The following is a 14,929-nucleotide window of genomic DNA, read 5'->3' as shown; positions in this document are numbered from 1 at the left end:
GGGCAGGCGACGGGGCGGGGTGGCGGGGCGGGGTGACGGGGAAGGTCAGTGGGGGGCGGGCGGGGCGCAGGCGGCTACCAGGGCTCGGCGGGCGGCGGCGGCGAGTTCGGTGAGGGCGCGGCGGCGGGCGTCGGCCTCGGCGCCGGTGACCGCCGCGCCGTCGTCCTCGAGCGCGGCGTCGGCGATCGCCAGGCAGCGCCGGGCGGTGGCCGCCGCCTTCACCGCGCGGGCTTCGTAGCCGGGGGCAAGGTCGTCGCCGCGACCCTGGCCGATCTTGCGGATGTCGATCAGCGCGTCCGCGACCTCCGGCTTCCACCGCGCGACGTCCAGCGCGGCCAGCGACTCGGCCGCCTCGATCAGCGCCGCCCGCAGGCCTCGGTCGGCCTCGCCGAGGTCGGCCGGCGGCGGGGACTGCGCGGTCAGCACCGACCACTGCACCGCCGGCCCGACGTACGCCGGAACCAGCCCGATCCCCGCGCCGGACAGCACGACCGCCTCGCCCGCTTCCAGCGCGGACTCGTTGAACGCCGGCGGCCCGGCCAGCCCGATCGGATCGCCCGGGACCGGGAGGGCCAGATGGGCCTCGCGAGCACCCGCGGCGCGCAGCAGGTTCAGCGCGACCGGCAGGGTCGCGGGCGACGGGTGTGCCGGCAGACCGGCCACGTGGTGGCCGACGTCGTCGCCGAGAATCTTGTGCGCGGCGGTGTCCGGGTCGCACGCACCGGCGAGCATCGCGTTCGTCCACACGGTGAAACGCACCGAGGCGGCAGTGGTCAGCACGCCGATCAGTGTCCCATCCGGCCCACGGCGCGCCGACACCCCCAGGGTCCTCGCGGGCGGTCCGCGGCCACCCCGTAGGTTTTGCCCCATGACTGCAGTGGTGGAGCTGGCCGGCATCACGATCGTGCGGGGCGGGTCGCGTCTGCTCGACGGGATCGACTGGACCGTCGACGAGACCGACCGCTGGGTGATCATCGGCCCGAACGGCGCCGGCAAGACCACGCTGCTGCAGGTGCTGGCCGCCCAGATGCACCCGACGGCCGGCGTCGCCGGGCTGCTCGGCGAGGTGCTCGGCGCCGTCGACGTGTTCGAGCTGCGGCCGCGGATCGGCCTGACCAGCGCGGCCCTGGCCGACCGGCTGCCGAAGGGTGAGCGGGTCTCCGACGTCGTCGTCTCCGCCTCGTACGCCGTACTCGGTCGCTGGCGCGAGGAGTACGACGAGCTGGACCACCAACGGGCCAAAGAACTACTGACCGAGCTGGGCATCGGCCACCTCGCCGACCGCACCTTCGGCACGCTGTCCGAAGGAGAGCGCAAGCGGGTGCAGATCGCCCGCGCGCTGATGACCGATCCCGAGCTGATGCTGCTCGACGAGCCCGCGGCCGGTCTGGATCTGACCGGGCGCGAGCAGCTGGTCCGGTCGCTCAGCTCGATCGCGACGGCCGAGGGCGCGCCGGCGATGGTGCTGGTGACGCACCACGTCGAGGAGATTCCGCCGGGCTTCACCCACGCGCTGCTGCTCAAGCAGGGCCGGCTGGTCGCGGCCGGCCCCATCGACCAGGCCCTCACCGCGGAAACGCTGAGCGAGACCTTCGACCTCGCACTCACCCTCGAGCACAGCGACGGCCGGTACTCCGCCCGCGCCCTCTGAGCACCGGCCACCACCGCGAGCCGCCGACCACGGTCGCCGGCTGGTGCGATCGCTTTTGCGCGCGCGCCGACGGAGTACTGTCGGAGGTACCTCTCGCGGATAGGCTTGGCAAATGATGGATTGGCTGCGGGACAACGTCTGGGCGGCATGGCTCGGAATCGCCGTCGTGCTCGGCCTCGCGGAGCTGGCGACCCTCGACTTCACCTTGCTGATGCTGGCCGCCGGCGCGCTGGCCGCGACCGGTGCGGCGGCCGTCTTTCCCGGCCTGCTCTGGCTGCAGATCGTCGTCGGTCTGCTGACCGCGGCCGCGATGCTCGGCGCGATCCGTCCGCTGCTGGTGCGCAAGATCCACCACGGTGTGGAGATGAAGACCGGCTCCCAGCACGTGGTCGGGCGGACCGGCGTCGTGGTCAAGGAGATCCACCCCGACAGCGTCGGCTCGATCCGGCTCGGCGGTGAGCTGTGGACCGCGCGGCCGTTCGACGACCTGACCACGATCGCGCCCGGGACGCGGGTCGAGGTGATGCAGATCGACGGCGCGACCGCGGTGGTGTACCCGGTCGGCCTGCCGCTCGGTCACCACCAGGGCGAGCTCGACCGGCCGGACAGCCCGCAGGCGGACGCGAAGCCGGACTCCGACCCGCCGCGCTGAGGCCGGATCGTGAGGGAACCGGACTGGGCAGTGGCCCGTCGGTAGGAAAGACTGTCCGTCCTGAATCGTTCGAGTGGAGGGTCACGTGGAAGCGTTCCTCATCGTGCTGGCACTGGTAGCGCTACTGGTGGTCGTCACGCTGGTCAAGTCCGTCCGGGTCGTGCAGCAGCAGACCGTCGGCATCGTGGAACGGTTCGGGAAGTTCAAGGTCGGCCTGCAGCCCGGCCTGAACCTGCTGACCCCGTTCGTCGACAAGGTGCGCTACACGATCGACATGCGCGAGCAGGTCGTCGCGTTCCCGCCGCAGGGCGTCATCACCGAGGACAACCTGATGGTGTCGATCGACTCGGTCATCTACTTCCAGGTCAACGACCCGGTGCGCGCGACGTACGAGATCTCCAACTACATCCAGGCGATCGAGCAGCTGACGATGACGACGCTGCGCAACATCATCGGTGGCATGGACCTGGAGCAGACGCTGACGTCGCGCGAGGAGATCAACGAGAAGCTGCGGTACGTGCTGGACGAGGCGACCGGCAAGTGGGGCATCCGGGTGAACCGGGTGGAGCTGCGCTCGATCGACCCGCCGCCGTCGATCCAGGACTCGATGGAGAAGCAGATGCGCGCCGACCGCGACAAGCGGGCCGCGATCCTCACCGCCGAAGGTATGCGGCAGTCGGCCGTGCTGTCGGCCGAGGGCCAGAAGCAGTCCGCGATCCTGACCGCCCAGGGTGACAAGGAGTCCCGCATCCTGCGCGCGCAGGCCGAGCGCGAGGCCCGGATCCTCAAGGCGCAGGGTGAGGCGCAGGCCATCACCACGGTCTTCAACGCGATCCACGCCGGCAAGCCGGACCAGGGCCTGCTGGCCTACCAGTACCTGCAGATGCTGCCGTCGATCGCCCAGGGCGACTCGAACAAGCTGTGGATCATCCCGAGCGAGATCGGCAAGGCGATGGAGGGCCTCGGCAGCGCCGTCGGCCAGATCGCCGGCATCCCGCAGAAGGCCGAGGGGCCGTTCCCGGAGCCGGGCGAGGTGCAGCAGGACGAGCCGGCCGCCGAGCTGACGAGTACGCCGGACGCCGCGGTGGCCGAGGCCGACAACGCCGTGCAGGAGGCGATCGCCGCGGCACAGAACGCGGCCGTCAGCTCCCGGGCCGCGCAGCAGAGTCCGGCCGTCACCGCGACCGCCGAGCCGCAGGTCCCGCCGGCGGAGCCGCCGCCGGCCCGCTGACCCCAAGCGCCGAACGGCCCGGCGCCCTAGGGCGCCCGGCCGGCACTGTCCCGGCCCGGCACTCACCCCACGGTGAGTGCCGGGCCGCGTGACGTCACGGCGGCTCGGCGTTCTGCTGGGTGTGACCTTCACGTCAACTGAGCGCTCAGTGACCGGACGGACCAACCGGCACCAGGGTCAGGTGCGTAGAGTCGTGCAGCGATGACATGGTTCGAGGCGCTGTTCGTCCTGGTGGCGGGTGTGGGCGCGGGCACGATCAACGCGGTGGTGGGCTCGGGCACGTTGCTCACCTTCCCCGCGCTGCTGGCCGTCGGCATCCCCCCGGTGCTGGCGAACGTGAGCAACAGCGTCGGCCTGTCACCCGGTACGGCGGCCGGCGCGATCGGGTACCGCCGGGAGCTGGAGGGCCAGCGCGGGCGGATGCTCCGGCTGGTACCGGCCTCGTTGCTCGGCGGCATTCTCGGCGGAGTCCTGCTGCTGACCCTGCCGGACTCCGCGTTCGGCGCCATCGTGCCGATCCTCATCCTGCTCGGCTGCCTGCTGGTCGCCTTCCAGCCCTGGCTGTCGCAGTGGATCAGCGTGCCCGAGCACACCCATCGCGGCGCCTGGTGGGTGATCCCGGCCGTCTTCGCCACCGGCGTGTACGGCGGGTACTTCGGCGCCGCCCAGGGCGTGCTGCTGATGGCCGTGCTGGGACTCGGCCTGGACGCGAACCTGCAACGGATGAACGCGTTGAAGAACGTGCTGGCCACGGCGGTGAACACCGTCGCCGCCATCTTGTTCATCATCGTCGCCGACGTCGACTGGCTCGCAGCCGGCCTGATCGCGGTCGGCTCGACCATCGGCGGCTTCGTCGGCGCCCGCTACGGCCGCAAGCTGCCGCCGGTCGCGCTGCGCGGGCTGATCGTGGTGATCGGCATCGTCGCGATCGTCACCTTGCTGCTCTGACCCGCCGCGTCCGCGTCCGCCGGTCCGGCCCGGTGAATCTCAGCCGGCCGCCTTCGCCGCGAGGCCGGCGAGCAGCAGGTCGAGTCCGTAGTCGAACTGGTCGTCGCCGCCGGTCGTCCTGGCCAGCTCCGGCGCCAGCGCCACCACGACCGGGAACTCGGTCGCCGGCAACGCCTCCATCGTCGTCCGCAGCCGCCGCCAGGCCTCCGGGTCGCGCCGCTCGGCCGCCATTTGGATCTCCCACGAGGTCGCCCCGAGCACGAAGGTGAACAGCGTCGTGTGGGTCCGGGCGGCCGTCTCGTTGTCGAACCCGGCGTCCCGCAGTACGCCGAGCAGGCCCTCGGCGACCCGAGCCGTCTCGTGCCCGCTCAGCGGCCGGCTCGCCAGTAGTTGCGCAAGGCAAGGATGTTCCAGCATCAGCCGGCGTAGTCCCCGGCAGACCGCACGAACCTGGTCCGGCCACGAGGCGCCAGCGGGAACCGGCGGCACCAGCGCCATCAGGTGGTCGCGGACGGCGTCGTACAGGTCGTCCTTGTTGCGGAAGTAGGTGTAGAGCGCCATCGGGCCGACGCCGAGCTCAGCCGCCAGGCCGCGCAAGCTGAACGCGTCGGTGCCGCGGGCCTCCATCAGGTCCAATGCGGTCCGCACGATCAGCTCGGCGTTCAGCGTGTTACGCGGGGTTCTTGTCGCCATCGTCACGTTCTCCTCCGTTAACGTACACTGTATTGTACGGTGTAAGGAGAGCGACCGGACACACCCGGATGCCCGAGAACGACGCGGAGAGGATGCCCAGCGTGCGTGCTGTACAGATCACCGAGTTCGGCGGACCAGAGGTGCTGCGGGTCAGCGAGGTCGACGCGCCGCAGGTGGGCCGGGGGCAGGTGCTGATCACCGTCGACCGGGCCGGCATCAACTACGCCGACACCCACCAGGTGGAGAACAGCTACCTGTCCAAGACCGAGCTGCCGCTGATTCCGGGCGGCGAGGTCGTCGGCCGGACCGCCGACGGCCGCCGAGTTGTCGCGCTGCTCGGCTCGGGCGGTTATGCCGAGCAGGCGGTCGCGCACGCGCCGTACGCGTTCGACGTTCCCGACGGCGTGAGCGACGGTGACGCGCTCGCGCTCGTTCTGCAGGGCACGACGGCTTGGCACCTGTTGAAGACCTCGACTCACCTGCAAGAGGGCGAGTCCGTGCTCGTGCACGCCGGGGCCGGGGGAGTGGGGTCGCTGGCGGTCCAGCTCGCCAAGCTGTGGGGCGCCGGCCGGGTGATCGCGACGGCGTCGTCGGAGGACAAGCGCCAGCAGGTCGTGAAGCTCGGCGCGGACGTCGCCGTCGACGGCAGTCCCGAGGGGCTGAAGGACCGGATCGTCGAGGCGAACGGCGGCCGGCCGGTCGACGTCGTGCTGGAGATGGTCGGTGGCCGCACGTTCGACGAGTCGTTCGACGCGCTGGCCCGGTTCGGCCGGCTGGTCACCTTCGGTGCGGCGTCGCGGGAGTCGGCCGCCGCGATCGCGCCGAGCCGGCTGATGAAGGGTTCGAAGACGATCGCCGGGTTCTGGCTGGCGGACTGCTTCAAGACCCCGGCGCTGCTCGGCGACCCGCTGCGCGAGCTGTTCGACCTGACCGTGGCGGGCCGGTTGCGTCCGCTCGTCGGTGGCGAGTACCCGCTGTCCGAGGTCGCCACCGCGCACGAGGACCTGCGGGCCCGCCGGACCGTCGGCAAGCTCGTGCTCGACCCCACCCGCTGAATCCGCGCCACCCCGAGGAGACGTTCCGCATGACGATCGCAGTCGAGAAGGTCGTGTACACCGCCCGTGCCACCGCCGAAGGGGGCCGGGAGGGGCACACCGCCAGCGACGACGGCAAGCTCGACGTCACCGTCGCGCCGCCGAAGGAGATGGGCGGCAACGGCGAGGGCACGAATCCCGAGCAACTGTTCGCGGCGGGTTTCGCGTCCTGCTTCCACAGCGCGCTGAAGCTGGTCGCCCGCAGGGCCCGCCAGGACAGCGAGGGCTCGACGGTCACCGCCGAGGTCGGCATCGGCCCGGTCAACGGCGGCGCCGCCTACGGGCTGGAGGTCGCGCTGGTGGTCAGCCTGCCCGGCGTCGAGCGCGTGATCGCCGAGGAGCTGGTCGCCAAGGCGCACCAGGTCTGCCCGTACTCGAACGCCACCCGCGGCAACATCAAGGTCGACCTCACCCTCGCCTGAACCCCCCACCCCCGCATGCGCCACGCCCACAAGCTGGAGGGATAACCCTCCACCTTGTGGGTCTGCCGTCGGCATGCGGAGGTAGAACCCACCAGGACCCGGGATATCCCCTTGTCTGGGGAAGCGGAGGCGGGAGAGCGGGGTAGGGGCAGGGCGGCGGGAGCGGTACGCCGGCCGGCTGGGGGCTGCGTATTCTCCGGCGCCGCCGCGCACCCGGGCGAGTGCCTGCCGGGTCGCCGCGTCCTGTCTCAGGCGAGGCGTTCCAGCGCTTCGAGCAGCAGGCGCTCGGTGTCGGCCACCGGGGCCGCCGCGATGCTCAGCGCGTCCATGATCGCGGCGTACTCGTCGAGATCCTCCACCTTGTCCAGGTACAGCGCGCTCGCCGCGTGCTCGATGTACACCACGTCCGGCAGGTCGCCCTCGGGGAAGCGCAGGATGCTGAACGCGCCACCGGCGCCCGGGTAACCGACGCTGCTGAACGGCATCACCTGGAGTGTGACGTTCGGCAGCTTCGCCATCTTGATCAGGTGCTCGACCTGCTCGGCCATCGCCTGCCGGCCCCCGATCGGCCGGTGCAGCACCGCCTCGTCGATGACGACCCACAGCTTGAGCGGGTTCGACCGGGTCAGGATCTGCTGCCGGGTGACCCTCAGCGCGACCCGCTGGTCGATCTCCTCCTGCGGCAGGTAGGACTTGCCGAGCTGGACGACGGCGCGGGCGTAGTTCTCGGTCTGCAGCAGGCCCGGCACGAACAGCACCTCGTAGGTGCGGATCAGCTTGGCGGCGACCTCGAGTCCGACGTAGTTGGCGAACCAGGCCGGCATCACGTCGCCGTACCGGGACCACCAGCCGGGGTTGTTCGCGGCGCGGGCCAGGTCCATCAACCGGTCGCGCTCGCGCGTGTCGGTCAGGCCGTAGAGCTCGAGCAGGTCCTGCACGTCGCGTTCCTTGAAGCCGACCCGGCCGAGCTCCATCCGGCTCACCTTGGACTCCGACGAGCGGATCTGCCAGCCCGCCTCGGCCCGGCTGATGCCGGCGGCCTCGCGCATCCGGCGCAGGTGGCCGCCGAGCATGATGCGCAGAGCGGTCGGTCCGCCGTCGTCCCCGCCGGCCATGGTCACGCCGTCACCCCGCTCTCCCCAGCACTGCCCACGCTCTGCCCCGGGGTGGGCGGCCGCCACCGCTCATCCGGACATCCGATGGTATCGGTCCTGGACCGATCTGGCGCGCAGTTCCGGGTCAGGCCACGGGCGCGGCGAGGGCGAGCACGGTGGCGGCGGGCAGCTTGGCCAGGTCGGCGCCGTCGACCAGCAGCTTCGACCCGCGCACGCCGCTGCCGATGACGACCGGCCCGGCCTGCGCGACCGCCTCGTCGACCAGCACCGGCCAGTCGGCCGGAACGCCGATCGCGGTGATGCCGCCGTACTCCATGCCGGTCGAGCCGACGGCGTCGTCCTGCGCCGCGAAGGAGATCTTGCGGACCCCGAGGTGCTTGCGGACCACGCCGTTCACGTCGGCGCGGTGCGTCGCCAGCACCAGCACAGCGGCGTACGTCGACTCGCCGGCGCGCTTGCCGTGCACGACGACGCAGTTCGCGGACGCCGCCAGCGGTACGTCGTACTCGGCGCAGAAGGCGGCGGTGTCGGCCAGCGTCGGATCGATCGGCGCCGCGTACGCCGGCAGGTCGCCGAGCGCCGCGCGGACCGGTTCGGCCAGCAGCTCCGGGACTTCGTGCGCCGGTTGCCAGTCGAGGGTTCCGAGCTGGGGTGCCGGCATCACCGGCCCGCCTCGGCGACCAGGTCGGCGTACTCGGGGTGCTTCTCGAGGTACTGCTGGTAGTACGGGCAGGCGGGCCGGACCTGCAGGCCGGCTTGCCGCGCCTCGTCCAGCGACTGGCTCGCGATCCGGCCGGCGACGCCGTGGCCCTGGTACTCCGGCAGCGTCTCGGCGTGCAGGAAGGTGATCAGCCCTTCGGTCCGCCGGTAGTCCACGAATCCCATCAGGCCGCCGTTCGCGTCCCTGGCCTCGTACCGGTTCTGCTCCTTCGCGTCCACCACGGTGAGCTCGTTGTCCATGCCGCCACTCTATCCAGCGCCGCCGAGGTGACCGCGGGTCGACGGGGGTTTGCACCGTGCGACTGCCGGGGACCTGCCCCGACGGAAAACTGCAGACCGGCCGGGAGGAGAGGCGGGGTATGAGCGAACACGTGCTGGAGGAGGGCAAGGCGATACCGAGCCTGGTCCCGGCCCGGATGGACCGGCTGCCGTGGACCCGGTTCCACTGGATGATCGTCGTCGGTCTGGGCGTCTCCTGGATCCTGGACGGTCTGGAGATCCAGCTGGTCTCGCTGGTCGGCAACGTGCTGAAGGAGGGCGAGACGCTCGGGCTGACCACCGCGCAGGTGGGTCTGCTCGCCTCGATCTACCTGGCCGGCGAGGTGGTCGGCGCGCTGTTCTTCGGCCGGCTGACCGACCGCTGGGGCCGCCGGAACCTGTTCATCATCACCTTGATGGTCTACCTGCTCGCCTCCGGCGCGGCCGGCCTGACCTGGGACTTCTGGTCGATGGCGGTCTGCCGGTTCATCGCCGGCATGGGCATCGGCGGCGAGTACGCCGCGATCAACTCCGCGATCGACGAGCTGATCCCGTCGAAGTACCGCGGCCGGGTCGACATCGGCATCAACGGCACCTACTGGGGCGGTGCCCTGATCGGTTCGGCGATCGGCCTGGTGCTGCTCAACGACGACCTGGTGCCGATCGAGTGGGGCTGGCGGCTGTGCTTCCTGATCGGCCCGGTGCTGGGCCTGATGATCATCTACCTGCGCCGGCACATCCCGGAGAGCCCGCGCTGGCTGATGACGCACGGCCGGGTCGAGGAGGCCGAGGCCACTGTCGACCGGATCGAGCAGACCGTGCGCCGGCAGGGTGGGCAGCTGCGCGAGGTCGGCGACGACGAGGCGATCAACGTGGTCGACTACCCGCCGGTGACGTACCGCGAGATCGCCCGGGTGATGCTGCGCGACTACCGCAGCCGCTCGTTCCTCGGCTTCTCGATGATGGTCACCCAGGCCTTTCTCTACAACGCGATCTTCTTCACCTACGCGCTGGTGCTGAAGGCGTACTTCGGCTTGGACGACTCCAGCATCGCGCTGTACTTCTTCCCGTTCGCGATCGGCAACCTGGCCGGTCCGCTGCTGCTCGGCCACCTGTTCGACACCGTCGGCCGGCGCAAGATGATCCTGGCGACGTACTCGATCTCGGCGGTCGTGCTGTTCGTCACCGCGCTGCTGTTCAACGCGGGCGCGCTGACCGCGGTCACGCTGACCGGGCTGTGGTGCGTCGTGTTCTTTTTCGCCTCCGCCGGCGCCTCCTCGGCGTACCTGACGGTCAGCGAGATCTTCCCGATCGAGCTGCGCGGTCAGGCGATCTCGTTCTTCTTCGCGATCTCGCAGCTCACCGGTGGTGTGGTGGCGCCGTTCCTGTTCGCGTCGCTGATCGGCGAGGGGGAGAACCCGGCCCGCGGCCCGTTGACCGTCGGCTACGTCATCGGCGCGGCCGTGATGCTGATCGGCGGTCTGATCGCGTGGTTCTTCGGTGTCGACGCCGAGCAGCAGTCGCTGGAGAACATCGCCAAGCCGTTGTCGGCCCGCGAGCGTGCCTCGTCCACCCGGTTCCAGGGCTCGTCCCCGCGGCTGCCCAGCACCGACGCCCAGGGCCGCCGGATCACACCGGTCCTGCCGCCGGACGAGCAGGGCGACGACGACCCGGCCGGTCCCGCCGGGCGGGAGGACCGCACCTAAGCTTTGCGGGGTGAACTCGCTGCTGATCGCCGGGACGACCTCCGACGCGGGCAAGACGACCGTGGTGACGGGGTTGTGCCGGTGGTTGGCGCGGCAAGGGGTGCGGGTCGCCCCGTTCAAGGCGCAGAACATGTCGAACAACTCGATGGTCTGCGCGGACGGGGCGGAGATCGGCCGGGCGCAGTGGATCCAGGCGGTCGCGGCCGGCGCGGCGCCGGAGGCCGCGATGAACCCGGTGCTGCTGAAGCCCGGCAGCGACCGGCGCAGCCACGTCGTACTGATGGGGGAGCCGTGGGGCGAGCTGACCGCCCGCGGCTTCCTGACCGAACGGGCCGAACTGGCCAAGGCGGCGTTCGCGGCGTACGACGACCTCGCGTCCCGGTACGACGTGGTGGTCAGCGAGGGGGCGGGCAGTCCGACCGAGATCAACCTGCGGCAGTCCGACTACGTGAACATGGGGCTGGCCCGGCACGCGCAGGCGCCGGTGGTGGTGGTCGGGGACATCGATCGCGGTGGGGTGTTCGCCTCGATGTTCGGCACGGTGGCCTTGCTCTCGACCGACGACCAGCGGCTGGTCAGCGGGTTCGTGGTGAACAAGTTCCGCGGTGACGTCTCGCTGCTGCGGCCCGGCATCGACATGCTCACCGGCGTCACCGGCCGTCCGACGTACGGCGTGCTGCCGTGGCTGCCGGACCTGTGGCTGGACTCCGAGGACGCGCTGGACCTTCCGGCCCGGCGGACGAGCACCGACGGCGACGTGCTGACGATCGCGGTGGTGCGGTTCCCGCGGATCAGCAACTTCACCGACCTGGACGCGCTGGCCGTCGAGCCGACCACCAGTGTCTTCTTCACCGCCGGCCCGGCCGAGGTGCGCGACGCGGACCTGGTCGTGCTGCCGGGCTCGCGGGCGACGACCGCCGACCTGGCCTGGTTGCGGGAGCACGGGCTGGCCGACGCGGTCCAGGCCCGGGTCGCGGCGGGGCGGCCGGTGCTCGGGATCTGCGGTGGCTACCAGATGCTCGGCGGCATGATCGACGACCCGTACGGCGTCGAGAGCGGCGGGCGGCACACCGGGCTGGGGTTGTTGCCGGTAGCCACCGAGTTCGCCGCGGCCAAGGTGCTCGCCCGGCCGGCGCGGACGGCGTACGAGATCCATCACGGGGTGGTGGCGCAGACCGCCGAGGCGGACGACTTCCCGGGCGGGTGCCGCAGCGGGGTGGTGTGGGGCACGATCTGGCACGGGCTGCTGGACGACGACGCGGCCCGGCACCGGTTCCTCGGCGAGATCGCCGCGCTGACCGGCAAGCCGGCGCCGGACGGCACGGTCTCCTTCGCCGGGCTGCGGGAGCGTCGCCTGGACCGGCTGGCCGACGCGATCGACGAGCACCTGGACACCGCTGCGCTGATGACGCTGATCGAGAAGGGTGCTCCGGCCGACCTGCGGTTCGTCCCACCCGGCGCTCCCGGCTGACTTGTCGGTGGGCTGCGTTAGCGTCCCGGGCATGGATCTCAAGGCTGTGCTGCACGAGTACCTGCGGGCGTCCCGGGCGTTGATGCTCACCAAGCTCGAAGGGCTGAGCGAGTACGACATGCGCCGGCCGCTCGTGCCGTCCGCTACCAATCTGCTCGGCCTGGTGAAACACCTCGCCGGCCTCGAGTACACCTATCTCGGCACGAGCCTGGGCCGGCCGCCGGCGGAGAAGCTCGCCTGGGAGGAGGACGGCTCGATCTGGGACGGCGCCGACATGTGGGCCGCGCCGACCGAGTCGAGCGAGTACTTGACCGGTCTGTACCTGCGGGCCTGTGAGCACGGCGACCGCAGCCTCACCGAGCTGGAGCTGGACTCGCCGGCCGAGGTCGCGCACTGGCCCGAGGACCGCCGGCACACGACGCTCGGCGTGCTGCTGGTCCGGATGGTCGACGAGACAGCCCACCACGCCGGGCATGCCGACATCGTTCGCGAACTCATCGACGGCAAGGGCGGCGCGGACGCGGACATGCTCGACGACACCGGCTGGCGGGCATACCACGGCAAGGTCCAGGCGGCGGCCGACGCGTTTCGCTGACGGCTGCCGATGACTTGACGACTGTGACAGTTGAACTGTCACAATGGCGGCATGGGTCCACTCAGCGGGGTGAAGGTCGTCGAGCTGGCTGGGCTGGGCCCGGCGCCGTTCGGCTGCATGCTGCTGGCCGAGCTCGGCGCGGACGTCCTGCGGGTGGAGCGGCCGGGCGGCGGGCTCGCGATGGGGCCGCCTGAGCTGGAGCTGGTCAACCGAGGACGGCGCAGTGTAGCGCTGGATCTGAAGAAGCCTGAGGCTGTTGCCGCCGTGCTGCAGCTGGTCGCCAAGGCCGACGTGCTGGTCGAGGGATTCCGGCCGGGCGTCGCCGAGCGGCTCGGACTGGGCCCGGAGCACTGCCACGCGGTCAACCGGCGGCTGGTCTACGGGCGGATGACCGGGTGGGGCCAGGACGGTCCGCTCGCGCAGGCGGCCGGGCACGACATCGACTACCTTGCGGTGTCGGGTGCGCTGCACGCGATCGGCCGCGCCGGCGGGCCGCCGCAGGTGCCGGCCAATCTGCTCGGGGACTTCGCGGGCGGCTCGCTGTACCTCGTGGTCGGCGTGCTGGCTGCGTTGGTGGAGGCGCGGAGCAGCGGTGAGGGCCAGGTGGTCGACGCGGCGATCGTGGACGGCGCCGCCCACCTCACCACGATGCTGCTCGGCGCTCTCGCGGGCGGCGCGTGGACGCAGGATCGCGGTACGAACCTGCTGGACACCGGGGCGCCGTTCTACGACGTGTACGAGACGTCCGACGGCAAGCACGTGAGCGTCGGCGCGATCGAGCCGCAGTTCTACGACGAACTGGTCCGGTTGCTCGGCGTCGACGCGCCGGACCGGACCGATCCCGCGACGTGGCCCGAGTTGCGCGAGCTCTTCACCAAGACCTTCGCGCAACGGACACAGGCCGAGTGGATCGACATCTTCGACGGCTCGGACGCCTGCGTCGCGCCGGTGCTGCCGTTGGCCGGCGAGCACCCGCACCTGGCGGCCCGGGGGACCTTCGTGGACAAGGACGGCGTACGGCAGGCCGCCCCGGCGCCGCGGTTCTCCCGGACGCCGACCGAGCTCGGTGAACCGCCCGCCCGTCCGGGGCAGCACACCCGCGAGGCGTTGACCGAGTGGGGTCTGGCGAACGTCGACGAACTGCTGCGCTCCGGCGCCGCGGTCCAGGCCGAGACGAACTGAGGAGACCGCCCGTGCGCCGTCAGCTGTTCGACGCCGATCACGACGCCTTCCGGGAGACCGTGCGCGCGTTCTGCGCCCAGGAGATCGTGCCGCACCACGACCGCTGGGAGGAGGCCGGCATCGTGCCGCGCGAGCTGTGGACGGCCGCGGGCGCCGCGGGGCTGCTCGGGTTCATGATGCCGCCCGAGTACGGCGGGGGCGGCGTCCGGGACTTCCGGTTCAACGCCGTGCTGATCGAGGAGCTGACCCGGGCCCGCGCGAGCGGCGTCGGATTCACCATTCACACCGACATCAACTCGGCGTACCTGCTGGACTACGCCTCCGACGAGCAGAAGGCGCGCTGGTTGCCGTCGTTCTGCAGCGGCGAGACGGTGACCGCGATCGCGATGACCGAGCCCGGCGCGGGCAGCGACCTGCAGGGGATCCGGACCACCGCCGTGCGCGACGGCGACCAGTACGTGCTGAACGGGCAGAAGACGTTCATCTCCAACGGCATCCTGGCCGACCTGGTGATCGTGGTCGCCAAGACCGATCCGGAGGCCGGCTACCAGGGCATCTCGCTGCTGGTGGTGGAGCGCGGCATGGCCGGCTTCGAGCGCGGCCGGAACCTGGACAAGATCGGCCTCAAGGCGCAGGACACCGCCGAGCTGTTCTTCGACGACGTCCGGGTGCCGGCCGCGAACCTGCTCGGCGAGCAGGGCCAGGGGTTCGTCTACCTGATGGAGAAGCTGCCGCAGGAACGGCTCACCATCGCCGTCGTCGCCGCGGCCGCCTGCGAGAACGTGCTGGAGTCGACCCTGCAGTACGTCAAGGACCGCAAGGCGTTCGGCCGCCCGATCGGCTCGTTCCAGAACAGCCGCTTCGTGCTGGCCGAGCTGGCCACCGAGACCCAGATCGCCCGCGTCTTCGTCGACCGCTGCATCGAGGAGCTGACCGCCGGCACCCTCACCGTCAGCGAGGCCGCGATGGCCAAGTGGTGGACCACCGAGCTGCAGAAGAAGGTCGTCGACCGCTGCCTGCAGCTGTACGGCGGCTACGGCTTCATGACCGAGTACCCGATCGCCAAGGCCTACCTCGACACCCGCGTCCAGACCATCGACGGCGGCACCACCGAGATCATGAAAGAGATCATCGGGCGCACCCTGGGCGTGTGAGTTAATGTAGATGCAATCTACGTAGACTGCATCTACA

General features: G+C 71.1%; 16 protein-coding genes. 11 read left to right on the top strand and 5 right to left on the bottom strand.

Annotated elements, in window-relative coordinates; translation table 11 throughout:
- Nucleotides 1-45: 45 nt before the first annotated feature.
- Nucleotides 46-780: a hypothetical protein gene (locus KFLA_RS18390; protein WP_012921314.1), complete on the bottom strand. Its 735-nt coding sequence runs from the start codon at nt 778-780 to the stop codon at nt 46-48.
- Between the two features lie 88 nt (nt 781-868).
- Here KFLA_RS18390 and KFLA_RS18385 point away from each other — a divergent pair, with 88 nt between their 5' ends.
- The 4 genes from KFLA_RS18385 (at nt 869) to KFLA_RS18370 (ending at nt 4,482) form a co-directional block, all read left to right on the top strand.
- Entirely contained in the window at nt 869-1,651 is a 783-nt protein-coding gene (locus KFLA_RS18385; protein ID WP_012921313.1) for an ABC transporter ATP-binding protein, read from the top strand.
- Nucleotides 1,652-1,763: 112 nt separating this feature from the next.
- Entirely contained in the window at nt 1,764-2,303 is a 540-nt protein-coding gene (locus KFLA_RS18380) for an NfeD family protein (protein WP_012921312.1), read from the top strand.
- Nucleotides 2,304-2,388: 85 nt separating this feature from the next.
- The gene (locus tag KFLA_RS18375) at nt 2,389-3,534 is read left to right on the top strand and encodes an SPFH domain-containing protein (protein ID WP_012921311.1); all 1,146 of its coding nucleotides are present in this window, start codon (nt 2,389-2,391) and stop codon (nt 3,532-3,534) included.
- A gap of 201 nt (nt 3,535-3,735) precedes the next feature.
- The gene (locus tag KFLA_RS18370) at nt 3,736-4,482 is read left to right on the top strand and encodes a sulfite exporter TauE/SafE family protein (RefSeq protein ID WP_012921310.1); all 747 of its coding nucleotides are present in this window, start codon (nt 3,736-3,738) and stop codon (nt 4,480-4,482) included.
- 39 nt (nt 4,483-4,521) lie between these two features.
- Here the strand turns inward: KFLA_RS18370 and KFLA_RS18365 are convergent, their stop codons facing one another.
- Nucleotides 4,522-5,175 carry a TetR/AcrR family transcriptional regulator gene (locus KFLA_RS18365; RefSeq protein WP_012921309.1) on the bottom strand — a complete coding sequence of 218 codons (654 nt, stop codon included), beginning with the start codon at nt 5,173-5,175 and terminating at the stop codon, nt 4,522-4,524.
- A gap of 101 nt (nt 5,176-5,276) precedes the next feature.
- Between KFLA_RS18365 and KFLA_RS18360 the strand changes: the two genes are divergently transcribed.
- Both KFLA_RS18360 and KFLA_RS18355 read left to right on the top strand, forming a co-directional pair.
- Nucleotides 5,277-6,230 carry a quinone oxidoreductase family protein gene (locus KFLA_RS18360; RefSeq protein WP_012921308.1) on the top strand — a complete coding sequence of 318 codons (954 nt, stop codon included), beginning with the start codon at nt 5,277-5,279 and terminating at the stop codon, nt 6,228-6,230.
- A 29-nt stretch (nt 6,231-6,259) separates the two neighbouring features.
- A complete protein-coding gene (locus tag KFLA_RS18355; RefSeq protein ID WP_012921307.1) occupies nt 6,260-6,691 on the top strand; it encodes an organic hydroperoxide resistance protein in 432 nt (143 codons plus the stop codon).
- Nucleotides 6,692-6,939: 248 nt separating this feature from the next.
- Here KFLA_RS18355 and KFLA_RS18350 read toward each other — a convergent pair whose 3' ends face one another.
- From KFLA_RS18350 to KFLA_RS18340, 3 genes are all read right to left on the bottom strand, one after another.
- A complete protein-coding gene (locus KFLA_RS18350; RefSeq protein WP_012921306.1) occupies nt 6,940-7,806 on the bottom strand; it encodes a helix-turn-helix domain-containing protein in 867 nt (288 codons plus the stop codon).
- Between the two features lie 124 nt (nt 7,807-7,930).
- Nucleotides 7,931-8,467, bottom strand: a complete 537-nt coding sequence (locus tag KFLA_RS18345) for a YbaK/EbsC family protein (RefSeq protein WP_012921305.1) — start codon at nt 8,465-8,467, stop codon at nt 7,931-7,933.
- Nucleotides 8,467-8,766 carry a GNAT family N-acetyltransferase gene (locus tag KFLA_RS18340; protein WP_012921304.1) on the bottom strand — a complete coding sequence of 100 codons (300 nt, stop codon included), beginning with the start codon at nt 8,764-8,766 and terminating at the stop codon, nt 8,467-8,469. Before KFLA_RS18340 ends, KFLA_RS18345 begins: the two co-directional genes overlap by 1 nt.
- A 119-nt stretch (nt 8,767-8,885) precedes the next feature.
- Between KFLA_RS18340 and KFLA_RS18335 the strand changes: the two genes are divergently transcribed.
- From KFLA_RS18335 to KFLA_RS18315, 5 genes are read left to right on the top strand one after another with little or no spacing between them, the layout of a single operon-like run.
- Nucleotides 8,886-10,490 (top strand): MFS transporter, encoded by a 1,605-nt coding sequence (locus KFLA_RS18335; RefSeq protein WP_012921303.1) that lies wholly within the window; start codon nt 8,886-8,888, stop codon nt 10,488-10,490.
- 10 nt (nt 10,491-10,500) lie between these two features.
- Entirely contained in the window at nt 10,501-11,961 is a 1,461-nt protein-coding gene (locus KFLA_RS18330; protein ID WP_012921302.1) for a cobyric acid synthase, read from the top strand.
- A gap of 31 nt (nt 11,962-11,992) precedes the next feature.
- A complete protein-coding gene (locus KFLA_RS18325; protein ID WP_012921301.1) occupies nt 11,993-12,556 on the top strand; it encodes a DinB family protein in 564 nt (187 codons plus the stop codon).
- Between the two features lie 51 nt (nt 12,557-12,607).
- Nucleotides 12,608-13,738: a CaiB/BaiF CoA transferase family protein gene (locus KFLA_RS18320; protein WP_012921300.1), complete on the top strand. Its 1,131-nt coding sequence runs from the start codon at nt 12,608-12,610 to the stop codon at nt 13,736-13,738.
- Between the two features lie 11 nt (nt 13,739-13,749).
- Nucleotides 13,750-14,892, top strand: coding sequence for an acyl-CoA dehydrogenase family protein (locus tag KFLA_RS18315; protein WP_012921299.1), 1,143 nt, complete (start codon nt 13,750-13,752; stop codon nt 14,890-14,892).
- Nucleotides 14,893-14,929: the final 37 nt, after the last annotated feature.

The sequence above is a fragment of the Kribbella flavida DSM 17836 genome (assembly GCF_000024345.1).
Lineage (GTDB): Bacteria > Actinomycetota > Actinomycetes > Propionibacteriales > Kribbellaceae > Kribbella > Kribbella flavida.
This window is presented reverse-complemented; position numbering and strand designations above follow the sequence as displayed.

What these genes read in the sequence shown, in the direction of transcription:
- KFLA_RS18385 (WP_012921313.1), top strand. Translation starts at nt 869, where the DNA reads ATGACTGCAGTGGTGGAGCTGGCCGGCATCACGATCGTGCGGGGCGGG.
- KFLA_RS18380 (WP_012921312.1), top strand. Translation starts at nt 1,764, where the DNA reads ATGATGGATTGGCTGCGGGACAACGTCTGGGCGGCATGGCTCGGAATC.
- KFLA_RS18370 (WP_012921310.1), top strand. Translation starts at nt 3,736, where the DNA reads ATGACATGGTTCGAGGCGCTGTTCGTCCTGGTGGCGGGTGTGGGCGCG.
- KFLA_RS18365 (WP_012921309.1), bottom strand. Translation starts at nt 5,175, where the DNA reads ATGGCGACAAGAACCCCGCGTAACACGCTGAACGCCGAGCTGATCGTG.
- KFLA_RS18355 (WP_012921307.1), top strand. Translation starts at nt 6,260, where the DNA reads ATGACGATCGCAGTCGAGAAGGTCGTGTACACCGCCCGTGCCACCGCC.
- KFLA_RS18350 (WP_012921306.1), bottom strand. Translation starts at nt 7,806, where the DNA reads ATGGCCGGCGGGGACGACGGCGGACCGACCGCTCTGCGCATCATGCTC.
- KFLA_RS18345 (WP_012921305.1), bottom strand. Translation starts at nt 8,467, where the DNA reads ATGCCGGCACCCCAGCTCGGAACCCTCGACTGGCAACCGGCGCACGAA.
- KFLA_RS18340 (WP_012921304.1), bottom strand. Translation starts at nt 8,766, where the DNA reads ATGGACAACGAGCTCACCGTGGTGGACGCGAAGGAGCAGAACCGGTAC.
- KFLA_RS18335 (WP_012921303.1), top strand. Translation starts at nt 8,886, where the DNA reads ATGAGCGAACACGTGCTGGAGGAGGGCAAGGCGATACCGAGCCTGGTC.
- KFLA_RS18325 (WP_012921301.1), top strand. Translation starts at nt 11,993, where the DNA reads ATGGATCTCAAGGCTGTGCTGCACGAGTACCTGCGGGCGTCCCGGGCG.
- KFLA_RS18320 (WP_012921300.1), top strand. Translation starts at nt 12,608, where the DNA reads ATGGGTCCACTCAGCGGGGTGAAGGTCGTCGAGCTGGCTGGGCTGGGC.